Source organism: Spongiivirga citrea (assembly GCF_010671565.1).
Classification (GTDB): Bacteria; Bacteroidota; Bacteroidia; order Flavobacteriales; family Flavobacteriaceae; genus Spongiivirga; species Spongiivirga citrea.
Genome location: NZ_JAABOQ010000002.1, coordinates 61571 through 86349 on the forward strand (window position 1 = coordinate 61571; position 24779 = coordinate 86349).

Annotated in this window: 20 protein-coding genes; 10 read left to right on the forward strand and 10 right to left on the reverse strand. The window is 36.3% G+C overall.

Annotation, left to right across the window (positions count from 1 at the left end):
* Positions 1-63: 63 nt before the first annotated feature.
* Complete coding sequence (locus GWK10_RS03905) at positions 64-2025, forward strand: AIM24 family protein (protein WP_164029612.1); 1962 nt, start codon at positions 64-66, stop codon at positions 2023-2025.
* A 122-nt stretch (positions 2026-2147) separates the two neighbouring features.
* Positions 2148-3263 (forward strand): hypothetical protein, encoded by a 1116-nt coding sequence (locus GWK10_RS03910; RefSeq protein WP_164029613.1) that lies wholly within the window; start codon positions 2148-2150, stop codon positions 3261-3263.
* Here the strand turns inward: GWK10_RS03910 and recG are convergent.
* Complete coding sequence (recG, locus tag GWK10_RS03915) at positions 3256-5358, reverse strand: ATP-dependent DNA helicase RecG (RefSeq protein ID WP_164029614.1); 2103 nt, start codon at positions 5356-5358, stop codon at positions 3256-3258. The two genes, GWK10_RS03910 and recG, sit on opposite strands and share 8 nt — an antisense overlap.
* 88 nt (positions 5359-5446) lie before the next feature.
* Between recG and GWK10_RS03920 the strand changes: the two genes are divergently transcribed.
* The 3 genes from GWK10_RS03920 to GWK10_RS03930 are packed head-to-tail and all read left to right on the forward strand — an operon-like array spanning position 5447 to position 9364.
* A complete protein-coding gene (locus GWK10_RS03920; protein WP_164029615.1) occupies positions 5447-7552 on the forward strand; it encodes a M1 family metallopeptidase in 2106 nt (701 codons plus the stop codon).
* Positions 7549-8451: a patatin-like phospholipase family protein gene (locus GWK10_RS03925; RefSeq protein ID WP_164029616.1), complete on the forward strand. Its 903-nt coding sequence runs from the start codon at positions 7549-7551 to the stop codon at positions 8449-8451. The genes GWK10_RS03920 and GWK10_RS03925 overlap by 4 nt, the downstream gene beginning before the upstream one ends.
* A gap of 16 nt (positions 8452-8467) precedes the next feature.
* A complete protein-coding gene (locus tag GWK10_RS03930; RefSeq protein ID WP_164029617.1) occupies positions 8468-9364 on the forward strand; it encodes a patatin-like phospholipase family protein in 897 nt (298 codons plus the stop codon).
* A 9-nt stretch (positions 9365-9373) separates the two neighbouring features.
* Here GWK10_RS03930 and GWK10_RS03935 read toward each other — a convergent pair whose 3' ends face one another.
* The 4 genes from GWK10_RS03935 to GWK10_RS03950 form a co-directional block, all read right to left on the reverse strand.
* Entirely contained in the window at positions 9374-9907 is a 534-nt protein-coding gene (locus tag GWK10_RS03935) for a DUF7935 family protein (protein ID WP_164029618.1), read from the reverse strand.
* Between the two features lie 78 nt (positions 9908-9985).
* The gene (locus GWK10_RS03940; protein ID WP_164029619.1) at positions 9986-11716 is read right to left on the reverse strand and encodes a Na+/H+ antiporter NhaC family protein; all 1731 of its coding nucleotides are present in this window, start codon (positions 11714-11716) and stop codon (positions 9986-9988) included.
* Positions 11717-11849: 133 nt separating this feature from the next.
* A complete protein-coding gene (locus GWK10_RS03945) occupies positions 11850-12320 on the reverse strand; it encodes a hypothetical protein (protein WP_164029620.1) in 471 nt (156 codons plus the stop codon).
* Between the two features lie 133 nt (positions 12321-12453).
* Entirely contained in the window at positions 12454-13686 is a 1233-nt protein-coding gene (locus tag GWK10_RS03950; RefSeq protein ID WP_164029621.1) for an aminotransferase class I/II-fold pyridoxal phosphate-dependent enzyme, read from the reverse strand.
* A 157-nt stretch (positions 13687-13843) separates the two neighbouring features.
* On the opposite strand from GWK10_RS03950, the gene GWK10_RS03955 reads away from it, so the two are divergent.
* The 3 genes from GWK10_RS03955 to lpdA all read left to right on the forward strand — a co-directional run bounded on the left by GWK10_RS03955 (position 13844) and on the right by lpdA (position 16525).
* Positions 13844-14302 (forward strand): Lrp/AsnC family transcriptional regulator, encoded by a 459-nt coding sequence (locus GWK10_RS03955; protein WP_164029622.1) that lies wholly within the window; start codon positions 13844-13846, stop codon positions 14300-14302.
* Between the two features lie 26 nt (positions 14303-14328).
* Positions 14329-14976 (forward strand): CPBP family intramembrane glutamic endopeptidase, encoded by a 648-nt coding sequence (locus GWK10_RS03960; RefSeq protein WP_164029623.1) that lies wholly within the window; start codon positions 14329-14331, stop codon positions 14974-14976.
* Positions 14977-15118: 142 nt separating this feature from the next.
* Positions 15119-16525 (forward strand): dihydrolipoyl dehydrogenase, encoded by a 1407-nt coding sequence (lpdA, locus tag GWK10_RS03965; RefSeq protein ID WP_164029624.1) that lies wholly within the window; start codon positions 15119-15121, stop codon positions 16523-16525.
* Between the two features lie 190 nt (positions 16526-16715).
* Here the strand turns inward: lpdA and GWK10_RS03970 are convergent, their stop codons facing one another.
* The 5 genes from GWK10_RS03970 to GWK10_RS03990 form a co-directional block, all read right to left on the reverse strand.
* Positions 16716-17840 carry a glycoside hydrolase family 3 protein gene (locus tag GWK10_RS03970; RefSeq protein WP_164029625.1) on the reverse strand — a complete coding sequence of 375 codons (1125 nt, stop codon included), beginning with the start codon at positions 17838-17840 and terminating at the stop codon, positions 16716-16718.
* Positions 17841-17883: 43 nt separating this feature from the next.
* A complete protein-coding gene (locus tag GWK10_RS03975; protein ID WP_164029626.1) occupies positions 17884-19272 on the reverse strand; it encodes a DUF3179 domain-containing protein in 1389 nt (462 codons plus the stop codon).
* A 45-nt stretch (positions 19273-19317) separates the two neighbouring features.
* Positions 19318-19557: a CDGSH iron-sulfur domain-containing protein gene (locus tag GWK10_RS03980; RefSeq protein ID WP_164029627.1), complete on the reverse strand. Its 240-nt coding sequence runs from the start codon at positions 19555-19557 to the stop codon at positions 19318-19320.
* A 202-nt stretch (positions 19558-19759) separates the two neighbouring features.
* The gene (locus tag GWK10_RS03985; RefSeq protein ID WP_164029628.1) at positions 19760-21505 is read right to left on the reverse strand and encodes an ABC transporter ATP-binding protein; all 1746 of its coding nucleotides are present in this window, start codon (positions 21503-21505) and stop codon (positions 19760-19762) included.
* A gap of 33 nt (positions 21506-21538) precedes the next feature.
* On the reverse strand, positions 21539-22714 hold the full coding sequence (locus GWK10_RS03990) for a heparan-alpha-glucosaminide N-acetyltransferase domain-containing protein (RefSeq protein WP_164029629.1): 1176 nt from the start codon (positions 22712-22714) through the stop codon (positions 21539-21541).
* 153 nt (positions 22715-22867) lie between these two features.
* Between GWK10_RS03990 and GWK10_RS03995 the strand changes: the two genes are divergently transcribed.
* Positions 22868-23410, forward strand: coding sequence for an NADPH-dependent FMN reductase (locus GWK10_RS03995; protein WP_164029630.1), 543 nt, complete (start codon positions 22868-22870; stop codon positions 23408-23410).
* Positions 23411-24727, forward strand: coding sequence for an anthranilate synthase component I family protein (locus GWK10_RS04000; RefSeq protein WP_164029631.1), 1317 nt, complete (start codon positions 23411-23413; stop codon positions 24725-24727).
* The last annotated feature ends 52 nt before the right edge of the window (positions 24728-24779 follow it).

Consider the following 24779-nt stretch of genomic DNA (forward strand, 5'->3'; position numbering starts at 1 on the left):
AATTTTAGAATGCTTTTTCTTTTTTACGTACCTTTCTAGCATACAACCAACTAGACTTATTTTATGAAAGCGGGCGCAATCGTATGGAAACGTATTAAAACGTTTTCACACCAAGATCTCTTTTTGGTAATTACCATTGTTGGACTACTTCCAGCTATTTATGATTTTTCGTTATTTGCTTTATTTGGGTTTTCGCAAGGAAATTTTGGCAATCTAGACCCTGATAAAGTTAGTTTCCTTCAAAAATTACATTTCAGAACTCTTTGGTTATTTCCATTAGGACTCTATCTAGCGGTACGATATCGGAGACCAGATAGATTTATCGGGCTGCTACCTTATATATTTTCGTTTGTGATCTTCATTGTAATGCAATATGATCTGCTACCAGAAAATAGCAGTCCATTGCTAAATATTCTCTACTTCGCTAGTTACAAATTGGCCTTTTTCTATCTAATAGAAGAAAGCCGTCTGAGGTCGCTATCTATGCTTATAGGAGCATTTATTGTTTGGCTCTTACTAGATCTTCAACATGTATTGTTATTTATTACATATACAGCTTTAATAAGACTTATCTATTTGGCGATAGTTCAGAACCTAGCTATTTTCAAAAATACTAGGGTGACGAAGAATTTTTCGCTATTTGGTAAATCCCTTTTGTATTGGAGCCCGCTACTACTTTTCATCATCCCCAGCGCAATTTTTTCGAATAAGATGCACAAGAAAACCATTGATGGAATTTATGCAAATACGTTTGTCCAAACCACTGATTCCGTTAATCGATTCAAAAGAGTGCAGTTTGAGAAGGATTTGAAGATTTCTGTTGATAAAGAGGTCGATTCGTTTAAAGTTAGTATTGATGCTGCAATGGATTCTGTCAAGGTAGAAAGTAAAGATATGAGTGTTGCATTACCGAATAAAGCCGGCAAAACATTTTACCGAGTAGTGCCTGATGAACTCGGCAAGGTCATTCCTGGATTAATGAAGGATGAATGCACATTTCCAAACATCTTCTGTTATTTTGAGAATGGTGTAAAAGGCGAGATGGATAAATCCTATAAAAAGTCTAGACGAAAAGGACATCGAAATTTGGTAAAGGAAGTAAGAGGAATGACGAGTAGCACCAATGATAGTATACAAGCCTTAGCCGGGAATACTAAGTTACTAGTGGAAACAAGATTGAATGATGTCAAAACGGGATTGAGAAAGACTATTCAAGGAGTATTTGATCTTAATTTGTTCGTCAGTCTATTATTAGATATTCTTTTTGGGTTTGTGATCATTAAGAGTTTTATGTATGTGTTTTCAAGAGTAGCTTTTTCGCAGGAAGCAAGTAATTATATAAGCTTGCTAGAAAACGAAGATGGAATGGAAAAGGGAACATTGAAAAAGTTCGAAAATCAATATACTATTCCTGCTTCTGGAAATCAAGGGTTTTATGTTTCCCGATCTTATGAACCCAGTGGGCGCGCACCAAAATTTAGTATACCACAATGGAATGCAGCCTTTATAGCTCGTTTATTTAGTGGTAATTACGCCATGAATCATATTAAAATGCAAGAAGCAGATAGCTCAGTCTATTTTCGGGCAATGGGCGGGCAAGAATTTGTAGAATGGGATTTAGCTGATGGAGAAGAGGTCATTTTCAACTTTAAAAACTTTGTTGGGATGAGTGACGATATAAAAATATCCGCTGTAATAAGTATGCGTTTGACATCACTGCTATTAGGGAGAATTATATTTACAACTGCCAAAGGGCCAGGAAAGTTAGTGCTGATGACCACAGGAAAACCAATTATTTCCGATGAGCGTAAAGCCGAAGCAAGTGTGGCTGTGAGCAGAATTTTAGCTTGGCAACGCAACACAAAATTTCAAGTAGAATCAGAAGTCAATGTGGTTGATGTTTTTATGAGTGGTATCTATCTGCGGAAACAACCTGATGATCTTATTCTAATCGATGCAGATGTCAAGGGAAAGGCAAAAAGCGGAATTGTGAAATTCATCAAGAACTTTTTAATGCCGGTTTAAAATTAGTACTCAGTTGACAGTAGCAGTCTACAGTAGAAAAATGCTAGCCCTGAACAATTGGCATTTCTATCACATTTTACTAAAAATGTATCTACCTTTGGTCTAAAGAATCAAAAAGTTGCATGAGTCGTTTTCTCCTAGTTTTTATAATCTTAATATTGTCAATTGCATGTGCTAAAGATGAACCTAAAGTTAACCAAGAGGTAGATGAAGTCCCTTTTGCGGTTACCATTTTAGCAAAACAAGGTGCTACTGATTTTCAAATAGACCTTTTGAGTGATGGAACATTAGGAGCTCCTGTAAATTTGTTTCAAAAACTTGAATTACCAGAAAGTTTTAATAAAACTATTGTTAGAGATCAATTAGTATCCTTTCACGCATGGTTAAGAAACGATTATTCAAGTCATCAAATTGACCTGAGTACTGATGGGGTTATGATCAATAGGAACTATTGTTTTAATGAAGATAGTTTTGAGGTTGTAGGTATTGACAATTCACAAAAGTATTTGGCATTTATAAGTGCTTCAGTAGAAGCTTCAGGTGCTACTACTTTTAGTCTCAATGTTTATGATCAAGTGGCTGATGAATGTAGATCTTCTGTAATTCCCACCATAGGATTTCCTTCGAATTTTAGTGCTAGAGGGGACTATTTTATCTTATTTCAGCAAGATTCATCAGACAATAGAGAGCTCCTAGTATATGATATGAAAGATTTGTCACTAGACAGAATTACTCTTACTACTGATTACAATTTCTCAGTGAATGACGACCAAAATCTTTACATATTCAGTAGAAATGGAAGTTATCAAGTTTTAGATTTGGAGAATCTCAGTTTGATTAATGCGGGGAGCAATCAAATATTTGAAAATCCAATAACTGATGGAATATTAGATATTACTATACAAGATGGTAAGATGGCTTTTTTTGTTTTAAATCCTCAACCTAGTACCATTGTTTCAAGCCCATTAATCTATGATTTCACCTCTAATACGGTCATAGGAGACGGGAAAGCGCTTTTTAAACTTATTGACGAGCTTGAGAAACAGGTACAATCACCCATATCAATAAAGACATTTAAAATTAATTTGAGTACTGAACAAGTTGTTGTAGGCTACAATTACTTCAAGGATGCTTCAACAGAAATTGGAGGGGTTGCTTATATTGATTTTGAAGGTACTTTGATTTACAATAAAGAGATTGATTTTACACCAAATCAATTTGTTTTAAGATCTAACTAATATAATTCCAGATATTTTTATACTTCATTAACTGCGAATAAGCAAACCGGATAACCTGGTTTTCTTCTTTGGCGAGCGTAGGATCATCTTTCAATAGTTTTAGCGCAAACTGACGTGCTAGTTTTAGTATGTCATTATCCTTAACAATATCAGCTATTTTCAAGTTCAAAACTCCGCTTTGCTGCGTCCCCATGATATCTCCCGGACCACGTAATTTTAAATCTACTTCTGCGATTTCAAAACCATCGTTAGTCCTTACCATAGTTTCTAGTCGGGTTTTGCTATCATTACTTAATTTAAAACTAGTCATTAGAATACAGAAACTTTGTTCTGCACCTCGACCTACGCGACCGCGTAATTGATGTAGTTGCGATAATCCAAAACGTTCTGCGCTTTCAATAATCATTACCGAGGCATTTGGTACATTCACTCCGACTTCAATAACCGTTGTCGCCACCATGATCTGCGTTTCACCTTTGACAAAACGATTCATTTCAAAATTTTTGTCCGCAGGTTTCATTTGACCATGAACAATTGATATCTGATAGTCAGGCATCGGAAATTCTCGTACGATGCTTTCATAGCCGTCCATCAAGTCTTTATAATCCATTTTTTCTGATTCTTGAATCAATGGATAGACAACATAGATCTGCCGCCCCTTTTTTATTTCATCTCTTATAAACTGAAATACTTTTAGTCGATTACTATCATATCGATGAACCGTTTTAATTGATTTTCTTCCAGGAGGTAATTCGTCAATTACGGAAATGTCCAAATCACCATACAAACTCATCGCTAGTGTTCTTGGAATAGGGGTGGCGGTCATCACCAAAATATGAGGTGGCTGCTCATTTTTATGCCATAATTTAGAGCGTTGCGCAACACCAAATCGATGTTGTTCGTCAATAATCGCTAAGCCGAGATTATGAAATTTCACTTTGTCTTCAAGTAATGCATGGGTACCGATCAAAATATGTAATTGCCCATTTTGTAAGTCGGCATGTATTTCCTTTCGTTTAGAGGTTTTGGTTGATCCTGTCAGCAATTGAATTGTAATTGGCATATCAATTAACAATGCTACTAATCCGTGATAGTGCTGTGTTGCCAAAATCTCCGTAGGTGCCATTAGACAGGCTTGAAATCCATTATCGATGGCCAATAGCATCGTCATTAAAGCCACAATAGTTTTACCAGAGCCTACATCGCCTTGCAACAGTCGATTCATTTGTGCATTACTACCTAAATCGGTGCGTATTTCTTTGATAACTCTTTTTTGAGCCCCTGTAAGTTCAAATGGTAAATGATCGTTGTAAAACTCATTAAAAAAGGTACCGACCTGATAAAAAGGATAGCCCTTAATCTTTCGTTTTCGCAGCATGTTCTTGCTAATCAGCTGCAGTTGAATATAAAATAGCTCTTCAAACTTTAATCGAAACTGGGATTTAGCCAATAATTCCTGTGATTTAGGAAAATGAATATTGAATAAGGCTTCACTTTTTGGAATAAGTTTTAACTCATTAAGAATAGCGGGGGATAGAGTATCCAAAAATTTCCCATTTGTTTCTAGGAAAAGCTGTTGAATTATGTTTGATGTTGTTTTGTTAGTAACACCTCTTGCAGCTAGTTTTTCTGTTGATGGATATACCGGTTGCATAGCCGTACGCAACTTTTTTTCATAAGTTGACAGTAATTCCATTTCAGGATGTGGCATACTAAAGCCATTATAGTAATTAACCCGACCAAAAATAACATAAGGTTCATTTATTTTAAGGTTTTCACGAATCCATTTCTGCCCACGAAACCAGACAAGCTCCATTTTTCCGGTATCATCGACAAAACTTGCGACAAGGCGTTTCCCTTTTTTTTGATCTATGGTTTTAAGGTGAATGATCTTGCCTAAAACCTGCACATCTGCATTGTTTCGCTGTAATTCTTTAATCTTATAAAATCGGGTTTTGTCTATATAACGATTGGGAAAAAGGTTGAGAAGATCTTGATAGGTATGAATGCCGAGTTCCTTGCGAAGTAATTCGCCCCGATTAGGTCCTACGCCTTTTAAATATTCGATAGGTGTTTGAAGCACATTCGGGTTCATAAAACTAAATTAAATGTTTTATGGCAAATCAAAAATATATTGGGAATGCATTTCGTTACTTTGGAGTAGTTATTGATTAAGTTGATACATGAGAATTCGATTTTTGTTCCTTTTACTATTCATCACGCTTGTATGCCATGCGCAGCAAGCAACTGTTGTAGATTTCGAAAAGTTGCAAGCGGTACTGTATATAGACCCATATCAGAAAACAGTTGAAGGAAGCGTAGCGGTTCAATTTAAGGTATTGAAAGATACTTCAATGGTATACCTCGATGCTCGCAATATGGAGTTGTTAGGAGAATTGAAATCGGATAAAGTTTTAGTATCTAGTGCTAAAAATAAGATTGAGTTCAAGGGTGATTTTAAAGCCAATAAGATCTATAAAATCTCATTTTCATATAAAGCTTTTCCTAAAAAAACAATGTACTTCTTTGGATGGGATACTGAAAGCGCTATAAAACAAGTTTGGACTCAAGGTCAAGGAAAATATACCAGTCATTGGTTACCTAGCCTTGACTATATGAACGACAAGATCGAGTTTGATCTTACCATTAGGTTTGATAAAAACTATCAGGTAATTACAAATGGAAAATTAGTTGAATCCAACACGAACAATGGGAAAACTCAGTGGCAATATGATATGCAACAGCCTATGAGCAGTTATTTAGTTGCTGTGGCAATAGGTAATTATGAATCTCAAAAGCTCATATCGAACTCTGGTATACCACTAGTTAATTACTATCACCCAAGTGATGCCAATAAGGTGGAGCCTACCTATAGATATACCCAACAAATATTCGATTTTCTAGAAGCTGAAATTGGTGTTCCTTTTCCTTGGCAAAATTATAAGCAAATTCCTGTCCGTGATTTTTTATACGCCGGGATGGAAAATACAGGCGCAACCATTTTTGCGAATAGTTTTATGGTCGATTCAATAGGGTTTTCGGATAACAATTATGTTAATGTCAATGCACATGAACTAGCGCACCAATGGTTCGGTAATTTAGTTACCGAAGTTTCGGGAACAGATCATTGGTTACATGAAGGTTTTGCAACCTACTATGCCTTATTAGCCGAAAGAGAAGTTTTTGGAGCAGCCTATTATAGTCAACGATTATATGAATCCGCCGAGCAGTTGAACGAACTTTCCCAACAAGGAAAGGGTGAATCCTTACTAAATCCGAAGGCTAGCAGTTTAACTTTTTATCAAAAAGGTGCTTGGGCCTTGCATATGCTTCGAGAAGAAGTCGGTGATGAGGCATTTGAGCTTGCAATAAAGAATTATTTAAAAAAATATCAGTTTAAAAATGTTACCACAAACGATTTTATGGCCGAAGTAGAATTGACTAGTGGTAAGGACTTGGTCGAGTTTGTTGAACTATGGCTGCAGTCAAAGCATTTTCCTTATGAAGAAGCAATGGCAAGTTTAATAGCACAGCCTGACTTTTTTATCGATCGACTATTCGAGGTCACCCAAAATGAATTTCAGCATCCGTCAAAAAAGAAAAGTAATGAGCGCTACGAGTTCTTTAAAAAGGTTTTAGATGCAGCTGTTTATTATCCCGTAAAAACTGAAGTAATTGATCAAATAAAGGATGATGTTGTACCTTTTAGAGTTGCATTATTGAAACAGGCACTTGCAACTGACGACCTTAAATTAAGACAGTACATAATTGGAGCAGTAAATGAAATTCCGCAAGAACTTCAAGCGGAGTTTGAGTCGCTTTTAGATGATGAATCCTATATCACACAAGAGAATGCACTATTTAGATTGTGGGCTAATTTTCCGGATATGCGCATGACTTATTTAGATAAGACAAAGGGTGTAGAGGGCTTACGAAACAAGAATATTAGAACTTTATGGCTTGCCTTGGCATTAGTGACTTCGGATTATAATGAAGAAAACAAAGCAAGTTGGTATCAAGAACTGTCTTCATATACATCACCAAAATACAGTTTCGAAATACGAGAAAATGCATTTCGTTATTTAATTGAATTAGCGGCATATAACGATCAAAATTTACTCGACTTGATCAATGCAGCGACACATCCAAATTGGCGTTTTGCAAGTTTTGCCAAAAAAACACTACAAAGCCTGTTAGAGGATACTACTTGGCAAGAGCGGTTTAAAAAATTGGCTGCCAAGCTTTCTTCATCAGAACAATCAGTTTTAAAACAACTACAAACCAAATGAAAGCACTCGTAATTAGCGGTGGTGGAAGTAAAGGAGCATTCGCAGGAGGTGTTTCTCAATATTTAATAGAAGAGAAGCAGAGGGATTATGATCTTTATTTAGGTACCTCTACAGGAAGCTTACTTATTTCTCATCTTTCATTAGGAAAAGTAGAAAAGATAAAGGATATCTATACCTCCGTTGACCAAAACAGCATTTTTAGCAACTGCCCTTTTACAGTTAAAAAGAAGTATGGTGTTCAACAAATAGGTATCAATCATATAAATGTGCTCATTAATTTTTTAAAGGGGCAAAAGACCTTTGGTGATAGCCATAATTTGAGAGAATTGATTGTTAGATCTATAAGCAAAGAGGAGTTTCAAGAAATCAAGTCAGGACCAAAAGAGGTAATTGTTACCGTATCTAACCTCTCTTTAAATCAGGTAGAATACAAATCGATCAAGGATTTCGACTATGATGACTTTATCGACTGGATATGGATTTCTTGTAACTATACTCCTTTTATGTCGCTAGTACGGAAAAATCATTATGAATATGCGGATGGCGGCTTAGGTTGCATGATTCCTTTGGAAGAAGCAGTAAAGCGGGGAGCTACTGAAATCGATGCAATAATCCTAGCAACCGAAATAACTAGTATTAACAGAATGCCATCAAGAAATGCCTTTTCATTAATTACCAACGTATTTAATTTTATGGCGGACAGAATTGAATATCAAAACATTCAAATTGGCAAGTTTGCTGCATCTCACAAGGATGTGGTCATCAATTTTTATTATACACCTACTATTCTGACAACGAATTCACTTATTTTTGACAAAGAGCAAATGACTGATTGGTGGAAACGTGGCTTTAAGTATGCGAAACGTAAAGAAGCTGATGCCAACGAAATAGTAATATAAAAGCAACCCGAATTTTATGCGCGCACTTGTAATAAGTGGTGGCGGTAGCAAAGGCGCATTTGCCGGAGGTATAGCCGAGTTTTTAATGAAAACAAAAGGACATGAATATGATCTTTTTGTTGGGACTTCTACTGGTAGTTTACTAATTCCCTTTTTAGCAAATGGTCAGATCGACAAGATTCATGATATATATACAAGTGTTAATCAACGAAAAATATTTAGCAACAATCCCTTTTTAGTAAAGCATAAAAAAGGGCAGGAGTACGTTTCGATAAATCACTTAAATGTATTGTGGCAACTTATAAAAGGAAAGCGTACGTTTGGTGAAAGCAGAAATTTACTTCGTACAATAAAAAAGAATTTCTCAACCGATGATTATGAGAAAATTCATTACAAAGCAAAAGACGTTATTGTTACCGTTTCGAACTTGACCAAAAATCGCACCGAATACAAAAGTATTAATGATTTTAGCTATGAAGACTTTTGCGAATGGATATGGATTTCTTGTAATTACATTCCCTTTATGTCTCTGGTCGAAAAAAATGGCTATCAATATGCCGATGGTGGTTTTGGTAGTGTTGTGCCCATACGAGAAGCAATTAATAGAGGAGCAACAACGGTAGACGCTATTATTTTAGAATCGGAAAATATGGATTATCAGAAGGTGATTGGTAAAAACCCGTTTTCATTGATGGTTAGTTTGTTTGGTTATTTATTGGATCAAATTGAAAGACACGATATAACCATTGGTAAATTGGCAGCAAAGAATAAGAATATTACTTTAAACCGATATTATACACCAACAAAACTTACCGAAAACTCATTAGTGTTCAATAAAAAGGCAATGAAAGAGTGGTGGGAGCAAGGCTATGAATATGCTAAGGCCAAAGATGGTAATGTTAACTTAAGATAGTCACTAGGATTACCAAATATCCGAAATCTCTTCTTTTATAAAAGACAAAGCTGTCGCTGAAGGTGCCTGTTTATCCAACATTTCACTTAAAATTGCTTCTCTGAGCTTATCAGCATTTTCGACTTTCGCACTCATATTGGTTGTGCGTATTAAGCGAATAGTGGCGTTCTTAGCTGAGTTGATAACACCCCAACATTCATTTGTCATATAAATTTGCTGTGCAAGATTGTGTTCAAACTCCGTTTCAATATTGTTCACTAGCAAGGCTTCATAGGCCAGTTTATCCTCTCCATTAGGTTTTACACGAATAAGGAGTTTTGAAGGCACTATGCGCTCTAAAAACAATGTCATACGCTCGTATGCCTGCAAACGTTGTGGCAATGCATTTACTTGCAAATCTTTTTTAAGAAGAAATCGTCTTCGACCATCCTCATTTTTTGTGTGTAAACGAAAAAAGTAATAAGCAATCATACCCGTAACGATTGTTGGTACGGTGTATTTAATAACCTCTAATAAGCCTTGTTGCTCAGCGAATAATAGCATAGTGTTTTAAGTTGGTTTTTGTAAAAACGAAAAACTATATAAAGTGTTGTTCTAGTTTGAATTAAATAACAGTTAAACTTAGGCTGCTTTTACCTCCTGAACCAGCTGCTTAATCTTAATATTGAAAGCTGCAAACAGCAAGGTCATAAACGGACTTAGCCAGTTGAAAATCGCATAAAAGAAATAATCAGCAACCGGTACTCCCAAGACCCCACTTTGATAAGCACCACAGGTGTTCCATGGTATTAGAACAGAAGTTACTGTACCAGAATCCTCAAGCGTTCTTGATAAATTTTCGGGGGCAAGTCCACGATCGCGATATGCTTTACTGAACATTTTACCGGGTACTACTAATGCTAAATACTGATCGGATGCAGTGACATTTAGTGCCAAACAACTAGCAACGGTGCTCGCAAACAATCCGAAGGTTGTTGTTGCAAGGCTAAGCAGTGCACGACTAATTCTAGCTAATGCTCCAATCGCATCCATAACACCCCCAAATACCATTGCACAAATAATTAGCCAAATCGTGCCGAGCATGCCTTTCATTCCGCCAGAAGAAAACAAATCATTCAACTCGCTGTTCGACGTTTCTACAGCACTGTCTATTGTAATTGCACCCATAACAGCGAAATAAGCGCTCTGCATGAATGAAGTTGGTGATCCTTTGATTTCGAACTTATCTATAACATTTCCTTCCTTAATTACTTCAACGGTGCTCGATTTGGAATTGGTTATAGCAGCATTCGGAGCCGATAATTCTAGACTATTATTCTTTAAGGTTATCGAATTATCGTTAGATACTAACGAATGCGTCCCAGGATCATAATAGTTGTATTTACCACCATCCCAATCGAGGATCTTTTCATATTTCGCAGGAATTTCAGATAAGCTATATTTTAAGCCATTGTTCCAAATAATTCCTGATTGAAAAATAATAGCAAAAAGTCCACCTAAAAGCGTACCTGCTAGTAGGGCAATCAGAGGTGGAGTTTTTCTAATGATTAATAAGATTACAATAACAGGAACTAGAAATAGCCAGCCTGAAATATTAAATGAACCTTTGATTGATTTGAGAATTGAAGCCGTATCAGCAGCACCACTTGTGTCGATGCTCAATCCTATTATAATAAAAACAATAAATGTCACAACAATCGTTGGTACCGTAGTATAGGTCATATATTTAATATGACTAAAAAGTTCACCTCCAGCCATTGCGGGGGCAAGGTTTGTGGTGTCACTTAATGGTGACATTTTATCACCAAAATATGCCCCAGATAAAACTGCTCCCGCGGTCATACCCAATGAAATCCCAAGTGTTTCTCCAATACCAATAAGTGCAATACCCACCGTTGCCGATGTAGTCCAAGAGCTACCCGTTGCAATAGATATAACAGCACATATAATAACACTGGCAGCTAGAAAAATTGTTGGATTTAAAATTTGTAGACCATAATAAATCATGGATGGGATAATCCCACTAATTAACCAGGTTCCAGCCAATGCTCCAACCATTAGTAAAATTAATATGGCTCCGGTTGTGGATCGGACGTTCTCTGCAACTTCTTCGAGCATTTGTTTGTAAGATACTTTGTTAAAATAGCCTACAATCGCGGCAACTGCCGCCCCAATTAATAATATAAATTGATTACTTCCGCTTAATGCATTATCACCATATACATAAACATTAAAGGCCAATAGCCCCACTAAGACAAAAACAGGAATTAATGCTTCCCAAATATTAAGTTCTTTATTCTCAACAATATTTTCATTTTCAGGGTTTAGCGGGTTGATATTTTCGTCTTGCATTGAGTTTGGTAGTTTAATCGTACGGTAATGTTACGATTTTGCTAATAGCTATGCAAATGTGAAGTAGTTTCAGAAGTATGAGAACAAAAAAAGCCATCAATTTTGATGGCTTTTTAAATGGCGTATGAATAGTTTAATTAAGGCAATACCTAAAACCTAGCCCAAAGCGGGCTGGTTCAAATGTATCCCCTCCATTGGCATCTCCCAAGAAAATTGCCGGTCTCCAATCAAAAGTAATTGAAAGAGGAACGTTGGAAATTTTGAAATCTAGTCCGGCTGTTGGTCTTAAAAAGAAATCCGATCCGCCATCAAAAAAGGCGATTGAAAATCCTGCACCAGCAAACCATTTTAAGCCACCAGCATTTGGGAATGCATCATTATATTGATACAAAGCGGTCAAGGAGGTAACATCATTCGCAAAAGTTACTTCGGCAAGCCCGGCATTATTACTGTCAAAAAAATGTTTTACAGATGGTCCAACAAAAGTTGATCCTTCTCCAAAGTCCAATCCTAGTCCGATTGCCGTATCGTAGCTATCTTGGGCTTGTAAAGTCGTTGTACCGATCATTAGGGAAAATGCTATAAGGCAGATTAGTTTTCTCATTACATTTGAGTTATTTGGTTAATAATAATGCCTGCAAAACAGCTATATATAACTAAAGAATGAGAATTTATCCCTCCGAATTAGCAAGATATATCTTGGCAAGCTTACAGAAAATACGACAGAAATGAGCAGTTTAGATGTTCGCCGTTTCTAAATTATTTGTTTTATCGAGTATATTTAGTTGTTGTAAACAACTTTTCATTTGCTGGTAGGTACGTTCTATATCGTTGTCCAGCCCAATAGAAAAGCGAATTAACCCATCTGTTAATCCCATTTCTGTTTGTTCTTCCTCAGGAATTTCAGAAGAAGTAGAACTACCTGGAGCACTAAATAAGGTTTTATAAAAACCAAGACTTACGGCAAGGTATCCTAAGTTTTCTTTTTGCATTAGTTCCATTAAGGCATTCGCCTTATCTAAAGATCCAACATCAATAGTTAACATACCGCCATACCCATATTCCATATTCATCATTGAACTGAATATATTATGACTAGGGTGTGATTTAAGCCCTGGATAGACAGTTTTTAGCCCGTCTTCTTGAAATTTCTCGGCCAAGTACATCGCATTCTCGCTGTGTTTCTTAATCCTAATATGAAGGGTGCGAAGGTTCTTTAAAATACTTGATGCTCGAAGGCTGTCCATTGTAGATCCTAAAAGCATGCAGGCACCATCATTTACATTTCGAAGCTGGTCAATAAACTCTTGAGTACCACAAACAACACCACCAACCGTATCGCTTGATCCGTTGATGAACTTTGTCAAACTGTGTATCACTACATCAGCTCCTAATTCCGCAGGTGAGATACTTAAGGGAGAGAATGTATTATCTACTACCAGCTTTAATCCGTGTTTTTTAGCAAGCTCTGACAACGCTTTTATATCTGCAACTTCTAATAATGGATTACTAACCGATTCACAATAAATCACTTTTGTATTTGAGGTAATGGCAGCTTCTACAATATCTAATTTTGTGATATCGACGAATGAAGTATCAATTCCCAAACGTGGCGTGAAGTTTTTTAGGAATGCATAGGTTCCACCATAGATCGTTCTACTCGAAATTATATGATCACCTGCTTCACATAGTTGTAATACTACTGGAGTGATAGCTCCCATACCTGAAGACGTTACCGTAGCGGTTTCGGTGCCTTCCATAGCAGCTAAAGCTTCGCCTAAATATAAATTGCTGGGTGAAGAATGTCTAGAGTATAAATAACAACCATCGGCATTCCCTTCAAAGGTATCGAACATGGTTTTTGCCGATAAAAAAGTATAGGTTGATGAATCTGAAATTGAGGGATTCACTCCGCCAAATTCGCCAAAATACTGAAGGTCTTGTATGTTGTTTGCTGGTTTAAATTTCATGGGAAAGCTATTTAGTTATATATCAAAATTCGTTAATCAGTGTCTAAAAATCAATGATTATTGAGTAATTTAGATTTAAATTCATATATAATTGATATTTATAGATTTATTATCTATAAATGTTATATTTGATTCAATTTTATAGAATAATCATCTTATGGAGCTGGATATTACGGATCGCAAATTACTTGCGTTATTGCAAGCCAATAGCAAACAGACGACCAAACAACTTTCATTGCATTTAGATTTATCGGTTACTGCAGTTTATGAGCGTATTCGTAAGTTAGAACGAGCTCAAATAATCACGGACTATGTTGCCTTGGTGGATAAAGAGAAAGTAAATAAAGGTTTTACAGTTTTTTGTCATGTTGGGTTGGTGCGGCACAGCAAGACTTTTTTGACTGCTTTTGAAAAAAAGGTACAGGAACTAGATGAGGTTAAGTCTTGTTTCCATGTTAGTGGCGATTACGACTACATTTTGCATGTGTTAGTTAAGGATATGGACGCCTATCGAGATTTTATGGTTACCAAGCTAACTTCAATCGAACACATAGGTAATACGCACAGTTCATTTATTATGAGCGAGGTTAAAAACAGTAGTGCAATCGCTGTTTAATGCCATTTATTTGGTATTTTTAGAAGGTGAATACAGTTACCTATAACAAATCCTTTTCTACCTATCGGGCGATCGAGTTTTTGATCATATTTATTCTAATTCCGGTAAGCTATGCCTTTAGCTACAACCCAATTTTAAAAGGGGTTATTGGACTTTTAGGATTTATCTATATGTTGTATGTGCTTCTTAAGGTCGAAAAGCTATCCTTCAAAATCAATAAAGATCTTTATTGGCCAAGATTTTGGCAATCCACCCTAGTTAAACTTGGTGTAATAATTTTCATTACTTGTATGTATGTTTATTTGGTAGCTCCAGAAAAATTGTTTTCTGTTTTACTAACTAAACCACAACTGTACGTTATCATCCTTTTTGTATATACTTTTTTTTCGGTCTACCCGCAGGAATTACTGTATCGAACTTTCTTTTTTAAGCGATATGAGGTTTTTTTTAATTCTAAATGGCAGCTTATTTTTATCAATGCAATTGTTTTTTCCTTAGCTCATATTTTTCTTAAGAATATTTTGGTCGCTGTGCTTACATTTTTAGGAGGATTGTTATTTGCCTATACCTATTACAACGAGCGCTCTACCTTGATGGTATCGATAGAACACGCTATTTACGGTTGCTGGTTGTTTACTGTCGGAATGGGTGATATGTTGGCATTTCCTTCTTGAATAGTTCACTACAAACTACTGGATTTTTTTAGCGACTTAGTCAACCTGGTAGCTGGCTTTAGAATCTCCTATCTAATCACTAAAATCTAAAATGGAATCTCTATTTTTGTGTACCAAATAAAAATCGACTTAAAGATACATTATGAGTTCATACGATGTAGCCGTTATAGGCTCAGGACCAGGAGGATATGTTGCAGCAATTCGTTGCGCACAATTGGGAATGAAAACAGCAATAATCGAGAAGTATTCTACACTAGGCGGTACTTGTCTTAATGTTGGCTGTATTCCTTCAAAAGCCTTGTTAGATTCATCTCATCATTACGAAGATGCAGTGAAGCATTTTGAAGAGCATGGTATTGAAATTCCAGGCGAGGTAAAGGTGAACTTAGAAAAAATGATTGGTCGTAAACAGGCAGTTGTAGACCAGACTACTAAGGGAATTGAATTCCTAATGGGAAAAAATAAGATCGATGTTTTTGAAGGTTCAGGTAGTTTTAAAGATGCAACTCATATAAATATAGCCAAGGCCGATGGAAAGATGGAAACAATAGAGGCAAAAAATACTATCATCGCGACAGGTTCTAAACCTTCGACCTTACCATTTATAAAAATTGATAAAGAGCGAATAATTACTTCAACTGAAGCTTTAAAGCTTAAGGAAATTCCAAAACACATGATCGTTATTGGTGGTGGTGTAATCGGATTGGAATTAGGTCAGGTATACAAAAGACTAGGTTCTGATGTTACTGTGATCGAATATATGGATCGCATTATTCCAGGAATGGATGCTGCACTTTCAAAAGAATTGATGAAAGTAATGAAAAAGCAGAAAGCGAAATTTCATCTTTCACATAAAGTAAAATCAGTAGAACGCGTTGGTGATGAAGTTATCGTTAAGGCTGATGATAAAAAAGGGAATGAAGTAGAATTCAAAGGAGACTATTGCCTAGTTTCTGTTGGAAGAAGACCCTATACTGATGGATTGAATGCTGAAGCAGCAGGCGTAAAGTTGAATGATCGTGGACAAGTAGAAGTAAATGAACACCTGCAAACAACAGCGTCAAATATTTATGCCATTGGCGATGTTATCCGAGGTGCGATGCTAGCTCACAAAGCTGAAGAGGAAGGCGTCGTTGTTGCTGAACAACTTGCAGGGCAAAAACCACATATTGATTACAATTTGATTCCAGGTGTAGTATATACTTGGCCAGAAGTTGCTGCAGTAGGTAAGACAGAAGAAGAATTAAAAGAAGCGGGAGTAGCTTACAAAGTAGGACAGTTTCCTATGCGTGCTTTAGGTAGAGCACGGGCGAGTATGGATATCGACGGTTTTGTGAAAATCCTAGCAGATGCAAATACAGATGAAGTATTAGGAGTTCATATGATTGGTGCTCGTTGTGCTGATTTAATTACCGAAGCAGTTACTGCAATGGAATTTAGAGCTAGTGCGGAGGACATGGCGAGAATGAGTCACGCGCATCCAACCTATGCAGAGGCCGTTAAAGAAGCTGCCTTGGCTGCAACCGAGGATCGGGCTTTACACGTATAGTATAGCCTCTAATTATTAAGTTAATAGTAAAACGTTATTAGGAAATTATGATTTCCTAATAACGTTTTTTGATTATGCTAAAATTCTTAAGCTCAATCGTCACCCTGAATTCATTTCAGGGTCTCATTAAATCGTGAGATGCTGAAACAAGTTCAGCATAACTGATCTGAATTTCATATTAAAAAAGGATTTATATACTCTTCTTAGCCTTTAATACTCGTTGATACGACTCTTCAATCCGCTCTTCAGTAATTTCACCACTTTGTACCATTTTATAAATGGCGTTGATCATTTTAGAAGCGATATCAGGGTCATATTCTAAGTTATTTCCAACAACCAATACATCAACATCCGCTTCAATGGCTTTTTTCAATATGGTTTCAAAGGGAAACATGGCATTCACAGCCTTCATTTGTAGATCATCTGAAAAAACCAAGCCATTGAACTCGAAGTTATTTCGTATTATTTTTTTGATGACATTTTTAGATAGGGTAGCAGGATAAGTGGAATCCAATTCTTTGTTCATAACATGGGCTGTCATAATTCCCATTGATTTTTTGGCACTTAACTTTCTAAAAGGAATAAGCTCTTCCACAGACCAAAAATTAGTGATATCCGTAATACCTTTATGTGAATCTGCATCGGCGCTACCATGGCCTGGAAAGTGTTTTAAGGTGGAGATAATTCCTGCTTCGGCGTGGGCATCAATCCAAATGGCTGCATGTTTTTCGACGATTTCTGCTTTTTTAGAGTAGCTACGCTCATAACCACCAATAACCGGATTATTTGGATTGATATCCATATCAACAACTGGTGCGAAATTGAGATTAATTCCTAGACTTTTTAAAGTTTTGACGTTGCGTTCCGCATACAATAAAGTCGTATCAACATCATCTATTTGACCTAAATATTTAGCTGAAACACTTTCAGGGAATCCGTATTTCGGTTTTAAGCGACTTACTTTACCACCTTCTTGATCAATAGAAATAAAGAGCTGATCCTCGTTTAGTGACTGTAAATCGGCGATGAGTTTTTTAAGTTGATCAGGAGATTTGATATTGCGATCAGCCTTTTTATATACAACGTCATAATCGAACAAAATTATGCCGCCGATTTCACCTTTCTTGAGTTGATCTTTTAAAATAGAATCCACTTTCTGGATGGAATCACCCCGAAACCCCACAAGGATCATTTGACCAATCTTTTGTTTTAACTCGTTATCTAGGGTCTTCTCAATAGGTTCTTTTTTCTTTTCGAAGCATGAAAGGCTCAACAGCGCTATAAAAAGCGTAATAACTTTGGTATGTAGTTTCATTAATATCTAACTAAAGCATTTACAATGCTCTAAATTAGGATAATTATTTAATCAATCGAGTATTGGGATAGGCTGCTTGCCATCCAAACCAAAAGGCATTAAAAGCGGGAATTCTTTTTAAAATATCACCTTTACTGCTCTTCAAATAATCTTCAGTAACTTTCCAAATAGTTCCATTAGTGTCAATTAAATCACCATCTTTTGTGTAATTTTTAAATTGAATGTTCTGGCTTTCATACACCCGATTTGCTAGAGATCTGCTTGTTAGGACCACAAATTTTCGTCCTTTAATCTCGTTATGGTAAATCCGATTATTTTTTAGGAATTTAACTGAAATGGCTAACGGGTCATTGGGGTGCTCATCCAATCGTATCGCTAGAATAGATGCTTTATTTTTTAACTGTTTATCTACAGAAGGTACATTGAACATGAGATTGTCCGTTGCGAAGTAGTTTTGATAAGCAACACCTTCACCATAATCTCTTTTATAACCCGTATTTAAGGAGAGTACTTTGGTTTCCGGATGCAATTTTTTCCATTCTCCCCAGGTTGTGGTCACAACGCTGCGATATTCTAACTGAATGCCTTTGCCAACTAAGGGGCCTACGACTGGTTTGCCTTCCAAAGTACTCCATAATGATTGGGTTTCTTGATCGTACATTAATTTATTAGATCGATATAAAAAACCACTAGTACCCATTTTATGCTGTTTGCCTTTGTGTTTGGTTTCATATAGAATAACGGTGCCGCAAAGTGTGCAATACACGCCGGCAACAGGTACCTTTCCAACGACATCGGTAAACATTTCATGCCAAGCTAAAATTCGTTTAGGGTATGCTCTAGTATCTCCATTTACCGAAATTCCAAAAACGATATGATTGTCATTTAAATAGTCGGCTTCATTTGCATTAATCATTTCTGGATCGCGAAGTGGTGGTATACCATCTTGTTTAACACCACCCCAGCGAATTTCATCAAAACGAATAAGCGCATCTTTTTGCCTAGCTATAAAATAAACTCTGAATTTCCGGTCTAAATAACTGTGAAGTTTAGCTTTGAAAATATGGTAATCTGGTAGAATTTTTTGTGGTTTATTCCACAAATACTCATACCATTTGTTAGCATCAAAAGCGAATTTCTTCCCAGTCTTTCTTTGCATCACACCTAGTAATTCGCTGCGCAGTTTATTGCCATCGGCAAAATACATGATCTCTAGCAACATGATTTCATATTCGGGTTGCCAGTTAGATTCAATATCGCTTAAAATTGCCTTTTGAACCTTGGTATCACTTATAGATAATAAAGACAAAAACTGATTGATAACCGGATCTATTTGATCGGATGTCGTTGTATAAGATATATCAGATTCTTCAGCACTTAAAGTAAAGCTGAAGGAGAGAAGTATATAGAGAGCAAGAAGTTTTTTATGCATGTCGAATTTTTTAAATCAGTCGACATGCATAAATTAAACTAACAGTTATGCATTATGCGAACCATCGCAATACGGAGGATTTTTAGTGAGCTTGCAGGTGCATAACCAAGCTTCTTTAGCCTCTTCAACTTGAAAAGTAAGTGGAGTAGTAGCTTTTTCTTTTCTATGAGTACCATTACAAAAAGGTTGATCGCCGTGACCACAGCTGCACCAAGAATAATTCTTGTTTGCTTCTAGCTCGACTTTTATTGGGGCATCGCCACCACGAATGTTATTCTCTTTCATATCAAATTAAATATAGATTAAAAATAAGATAAATTCGTTTTTAATGATTCTATATAACTACTGTTGCGATGGTATTTGGGTTGGTCTTTTGGATGAAACTCAAAGCAAGGACACCTCCCTTAATCCCTCCTCAAGGAGGGAAACTCAGACGTTTTCAACGTTTCTTGTATCTTATTTCTTGTAGCGCAGCGGTCTTGTATCCCTATATTCTAGCCTGATAGGTATACAACTCAAAATAGCGACCTTCTTTTTCTATTAGATCATCGTGAGTGCCTCGTTCAGCAATCTCTCCTTTTTCTATTACAAGTATTTGATCTGCTTTACGAATAGTGCTTAGCCTGTGAGCAATAACAAAAGTTGTTCTTCCTTTCATCAACTCAGCTAAACTTTTTTGAATTAAGGCTTCGCTTTCAGTATCGAGATTCGAAGTGGCTTCATCTAAGATGATAATTTTAGGATTAGCCAAAATGGCCCGTGCAATAGCAATTCGTTGGCGTTGTCCTCCAGATAATTTAACTCCGCGCTCTCCGATAAGAGTATCTAAGCCTTCGTCAAATCGATCCGTAAACTCGTTTACATAGGCCGCCTTTGCGGCTTGTTGTAGTTCTTCTTCAGTCGCATTAGGTCTGGGAAATAAAATGTTTTGACGTATGGATCCTTCGAACAAGAATTCATCCTGCAAAACCACTCCTAAATACTTTCTATAATCACTTAGTTTTACTTTTGATAGGTCGACATCATCAATGGTGATTAATCCTGATTTTGGATTTAGAAATGTTGCTGCTAAACCGGCTATTGTAGATTTTCCCGAACCTGAACTTCCAACAAGAGCGGTTACCGATCCTGCCTTAGCTTCGAAACTTACATTATTAATTACTTGTTTTTCCTCTTCATATTCAAAAGACACATCATTAAATATGATATCTCCTTTAATGCTAGTTAATGGAAGGTTTCTAGTTTGTTCATTTTGTTCAGGAGTCATATTCATCAACTCCTCTGTACGATCCAGACCTGCAAGCGCTTCGGTTAATTGACTGCCAATATTACTCATCTGAACAATGGGTGCGATCATTAGACCTAAAATGAATGTAAAGAATAAAAACTCACCGATTGTCATGCTTCCTTCTATGATGTAATAACCACCCATTCCTAAGATACCGGTTGTAGCTACACCTAATAAAAAGGTGGATGAGCTTGTCATAAAAGCAGTTGCTGTCAAACTCTTTTTTACATTCTGAAATAAGCGATCTACACCTTCTTCAAATGATTTGTTCTCCTGTTGTTCGGCATTAAAACCTTTAATAACCCGAACGCCGGCTAAGGTTTCTGTTAGTCTACCGGTAACTTCGGCATTGATAACACCTCTTTTTCTAAAAATAGGGCGTATGTATTTAAAGGCTTTCAAGGCAATAACTCCAAAAATTGACAATGGAATGAATACGAATAATGTCATCCATGGATTCAGGCTAATAAGAATGAATAGAGACACAATAGCGGTAAACGTTCCTCCGACCAGTTGGACCAAGCCTGTACCGATCAAATTACGAACACCTTCAACATCACTCATAATCCGGGAGACTAATGCCCCGGATTTAGTATTATCAAAAAAGCTAATAGGCAAGGAGAGTACCTTTTTCTGGACCTGCGCTCGCAATTCCGATATTAAAAATTGTGCTTGAACGCTTAATATTTTAGTTAATAAGAATGAGGTTATCGCCTGCACTAAAATTGCAGCAACTACAATTAAAACGAGATTTAATAATTCACCTTTTTGTTCCTTGGGAATTATTTCATCCATCAAGACCTTGGTTTTCCAAGGCAATACAAGACTAGCAAGTCGGCTAATAATGATTAAAACAAGACCTATAAAAACGAGATTACGTCTAGGCCAGATAATGGTTTTAAATGCTTTACCAATGCTGACCTTGTTTTTCTTTTTCTTTGCCATATACAGGCAAAAATAAGTGGATTTTGTAGAAATCTATCGTGTACGCTGTCTAATAATTCGGTAGCGAGCAACAAGATTTGTTTTCAAGCGAATCAAAGATTGTAAGCCTTTCTGTTTTAGGCTACCTAACAAGCTAAAAAACGCCGGCTCTAATCTGTAGTATTGTAAAACCAGTATACAAACGACAAGTATAAAAGTCAATGCTCCCAAGAAAGCAGCTATCGGACTCAGACTGTTATAAAAGAATTTCGAAAGACCTATTCCGGTTAAACTTCCATAGAGAATAACAAAATGAATGATGTAAATAGAAAGTGTCTTACTACCCAGATCAACTACTAGTTTTCTTTCGAATCGCTTTCTGAAAATCGCAAACAATGCAAAAATTATGAGTACATCGCCCATTCGTGTAAACAGGTAATTGTAATTGGAAGAAGCGAAGAAAATTTCAATACCAGTAAGATCATAAATAAGACCTAAACACCAGCTAGAAGTAAATAACAATACCGATCCTATAATCAATAAGGTGTATATAAACCACTTGTAAAAATCGGTTCTTTCGACATTATTTTTAAATACCAATGCAATGAATCCACCTGCCGAAACATAGCCGAACCAAGGAAAAATGGTGAATACCGATCCGTTTGCTTTAGTAAACCAGTTTGCCAAAAATTCAGGTAAAAAAGCGAAGTCGTAGGCAGCATAAGTGCGTTCCCAAAGAAATATGACTATCGCTAAACATAACAAGGTATATTGAAAAATCTTTTCAGAGACCTTAGAGAACAGCAGATATAATCCGATTATTAATAAAATAGATATTCCTATAATCTGTAATACATTTATTAAGAAGAAATAACTACCCAAATTACCCCAAAGTAGTGAGGTTAAACTAAAGTGTAAGGCGTAGCCCCATAAAATGAGTTTTAGGGCTCGTTTAATTCCTTTTTTAACTCTAGGATTTTGGAATCCTTTTTGGCCTTTTTTGAGTAACAAAAAGACAAAAACAAAACCAGTTATGGTAAAGAACATGGGAGCTGTGATACCTCTAAAATATTCCCATAGGTTGTAGAAGAAGTTCGTTTTATCTTTAAATTCTTCAGCTAATAACGAACTAACAAAATGCCCTTGCAACATCATTAAGATGGCAAATGCACGGATTGCATCTATAAAATAGATTCTGTTGCTGCTTATCTTCACTTTAGGCGTTTCCATCTATATACGTTAATGCCAGTATATTGGACGTTTTCAAGGCAAAAGTACTCTTTTTTAAACGATGTTAGGTTTTACCGGAATATTTGCCTTCAACATGCCTGCAGAAATTAAACTTAATGGTTAATTTTATATCGAATTTATCTGAATATCGATATGGCATCAATTTTAGCTTTTAATGGAAGTAATAGTAGTAAATCTATCAATTATGAATTGGTAAAATACGCATCAAGCTTAATTCAAGACCACGAGGTTAATTTGCTGAAAATGTCACGATATCCTTTTCCTATGTATAGTGAAGATTTGGAAAAGAGTGATGGCTATTTGAATTCTCTTATAGAGTTAAAAAATGATATTGTTTCGGCCGATGGGCTTATCATATCAGTTAACGAGCATAATACTATGTTATCGGCATACTTCAAAAATCTTATTGATTGGCTTTCTAGAATAGAACGAAAGTTTTTAAAAGATACGAAGTTGTTATTATTAAGTACTTCTCCTGGACAACGTGGAGCACAAACGGCGCTTTCTTTAGCTAAAGATGTATTGCCGAGATTTGGTGCAGAAATATATGATGCTTTTTGCCTACCCTCGTTTAATGAGAATTTTTCTATGGATTCTAAATCGATTTCTAATGTTGAATTAGATGACCAATTAAAGACCATTGTAACTGGATTTTCTAATCAATTTTCTGACTAGGTGCGAAGCAGCTTTAGCCAGTCGCTATTAAATACCAAAAAGTTTAAACGCCAATTACTACAATGGGCGCAGCAATTTGATGATGTAATTTGGTTAGATAGTAATGAAATTGATCATCCTTATGCGGAATATGATGCAATATTGGCTGTGGATGCTTTTACCTCTTTAAAAACAGATTTCTCAGGTGCTTTTGATCAATTAAAAGAATATAAAAACACCACTCAAGATTGGATTTTTGGATATCTAACCTATGATCTTAAAAATGATGTTGAGCGTCTAGCATCTAAAAATCACGATGGTTTAGGATTTGCTGATGTTCATTTTTTCCAACCTAAAAAGCTCTTTCTTTTAAAAGGGAATACTATCGAGCTTCACTATTTACGAATGTGTGATGATGAAATGGAGTTGGATTTAAAAGAAATAGCTGCCACCAATATACCAAGTCTTCAATCGATTATAGAAAAGAAGAACAATGGAACCGAGCCGCCAGTAAAGATCAAGCTTCGAATTCATAAAGAAGCCTATTATGAAAAATTAGAAAAACTCTTGGCACATATCCATCGAGGTGATATTTATGAAGCTAATTTTTGCCAGGAATTTTATGCCGAAGATGCACATATTAATCCGATAGAGACCTATTTAAATTTAAACGATATTTCAACACCTCCATTTGCCACTTTTATGAAGTTAGATGAACTGTATTTGTTATCAGCTTCTCCCGAACGTTATTTAAAGAAAAATGGGAATTCGGTCATCTCGCAACCTATAAAAGGAACCGCCAAACGATCGGAAAATAGAGAAGAGGATATCGAGTTGGCAAAAGCACTTAAAAATGATCCTAAAGAACGATCCGAAAATGTAATGATAGTAGATCTAGTGCGAAATGATTTGTCTAAACACGCTCTAAAGGGAAGTGTTCAGGTTGAAGAATTATGCGAGGTGTACTCCTTTAAGCAAGTGCATCAAATGATCTCAACAGTGACAGCAAAAGTAGCTGATACCAGAGATGCTCTTGATGTTATTGAAGCTTCATTTCCAATGGGTAGTATGACAGGCGCCCCAAAGATTTCGGCAATGAATATAATTGAAGAATTGGAGGAAACTAAAAGAGGTATTTACTCAGGTGCGGTGGGGTATTTTACTCCAGATGATGATTTTGATTTTAATGTCATCATCCGAAGTATTTTATACAATAGCGCAACAAGCTATGTTTCCTATTCTGTCGGAGGGGCAATAACTGCGGAATCAATCCCAGAAAAAGAGTATGAGGAGTGCTTGATAAAAGCGAAGGCAATGCGCCAGGTACTTGAGGGTTGATTAAGCACAGCTTCAGAAACAAGACCGCTACGCTTTAGATCCAAGAAGCAAG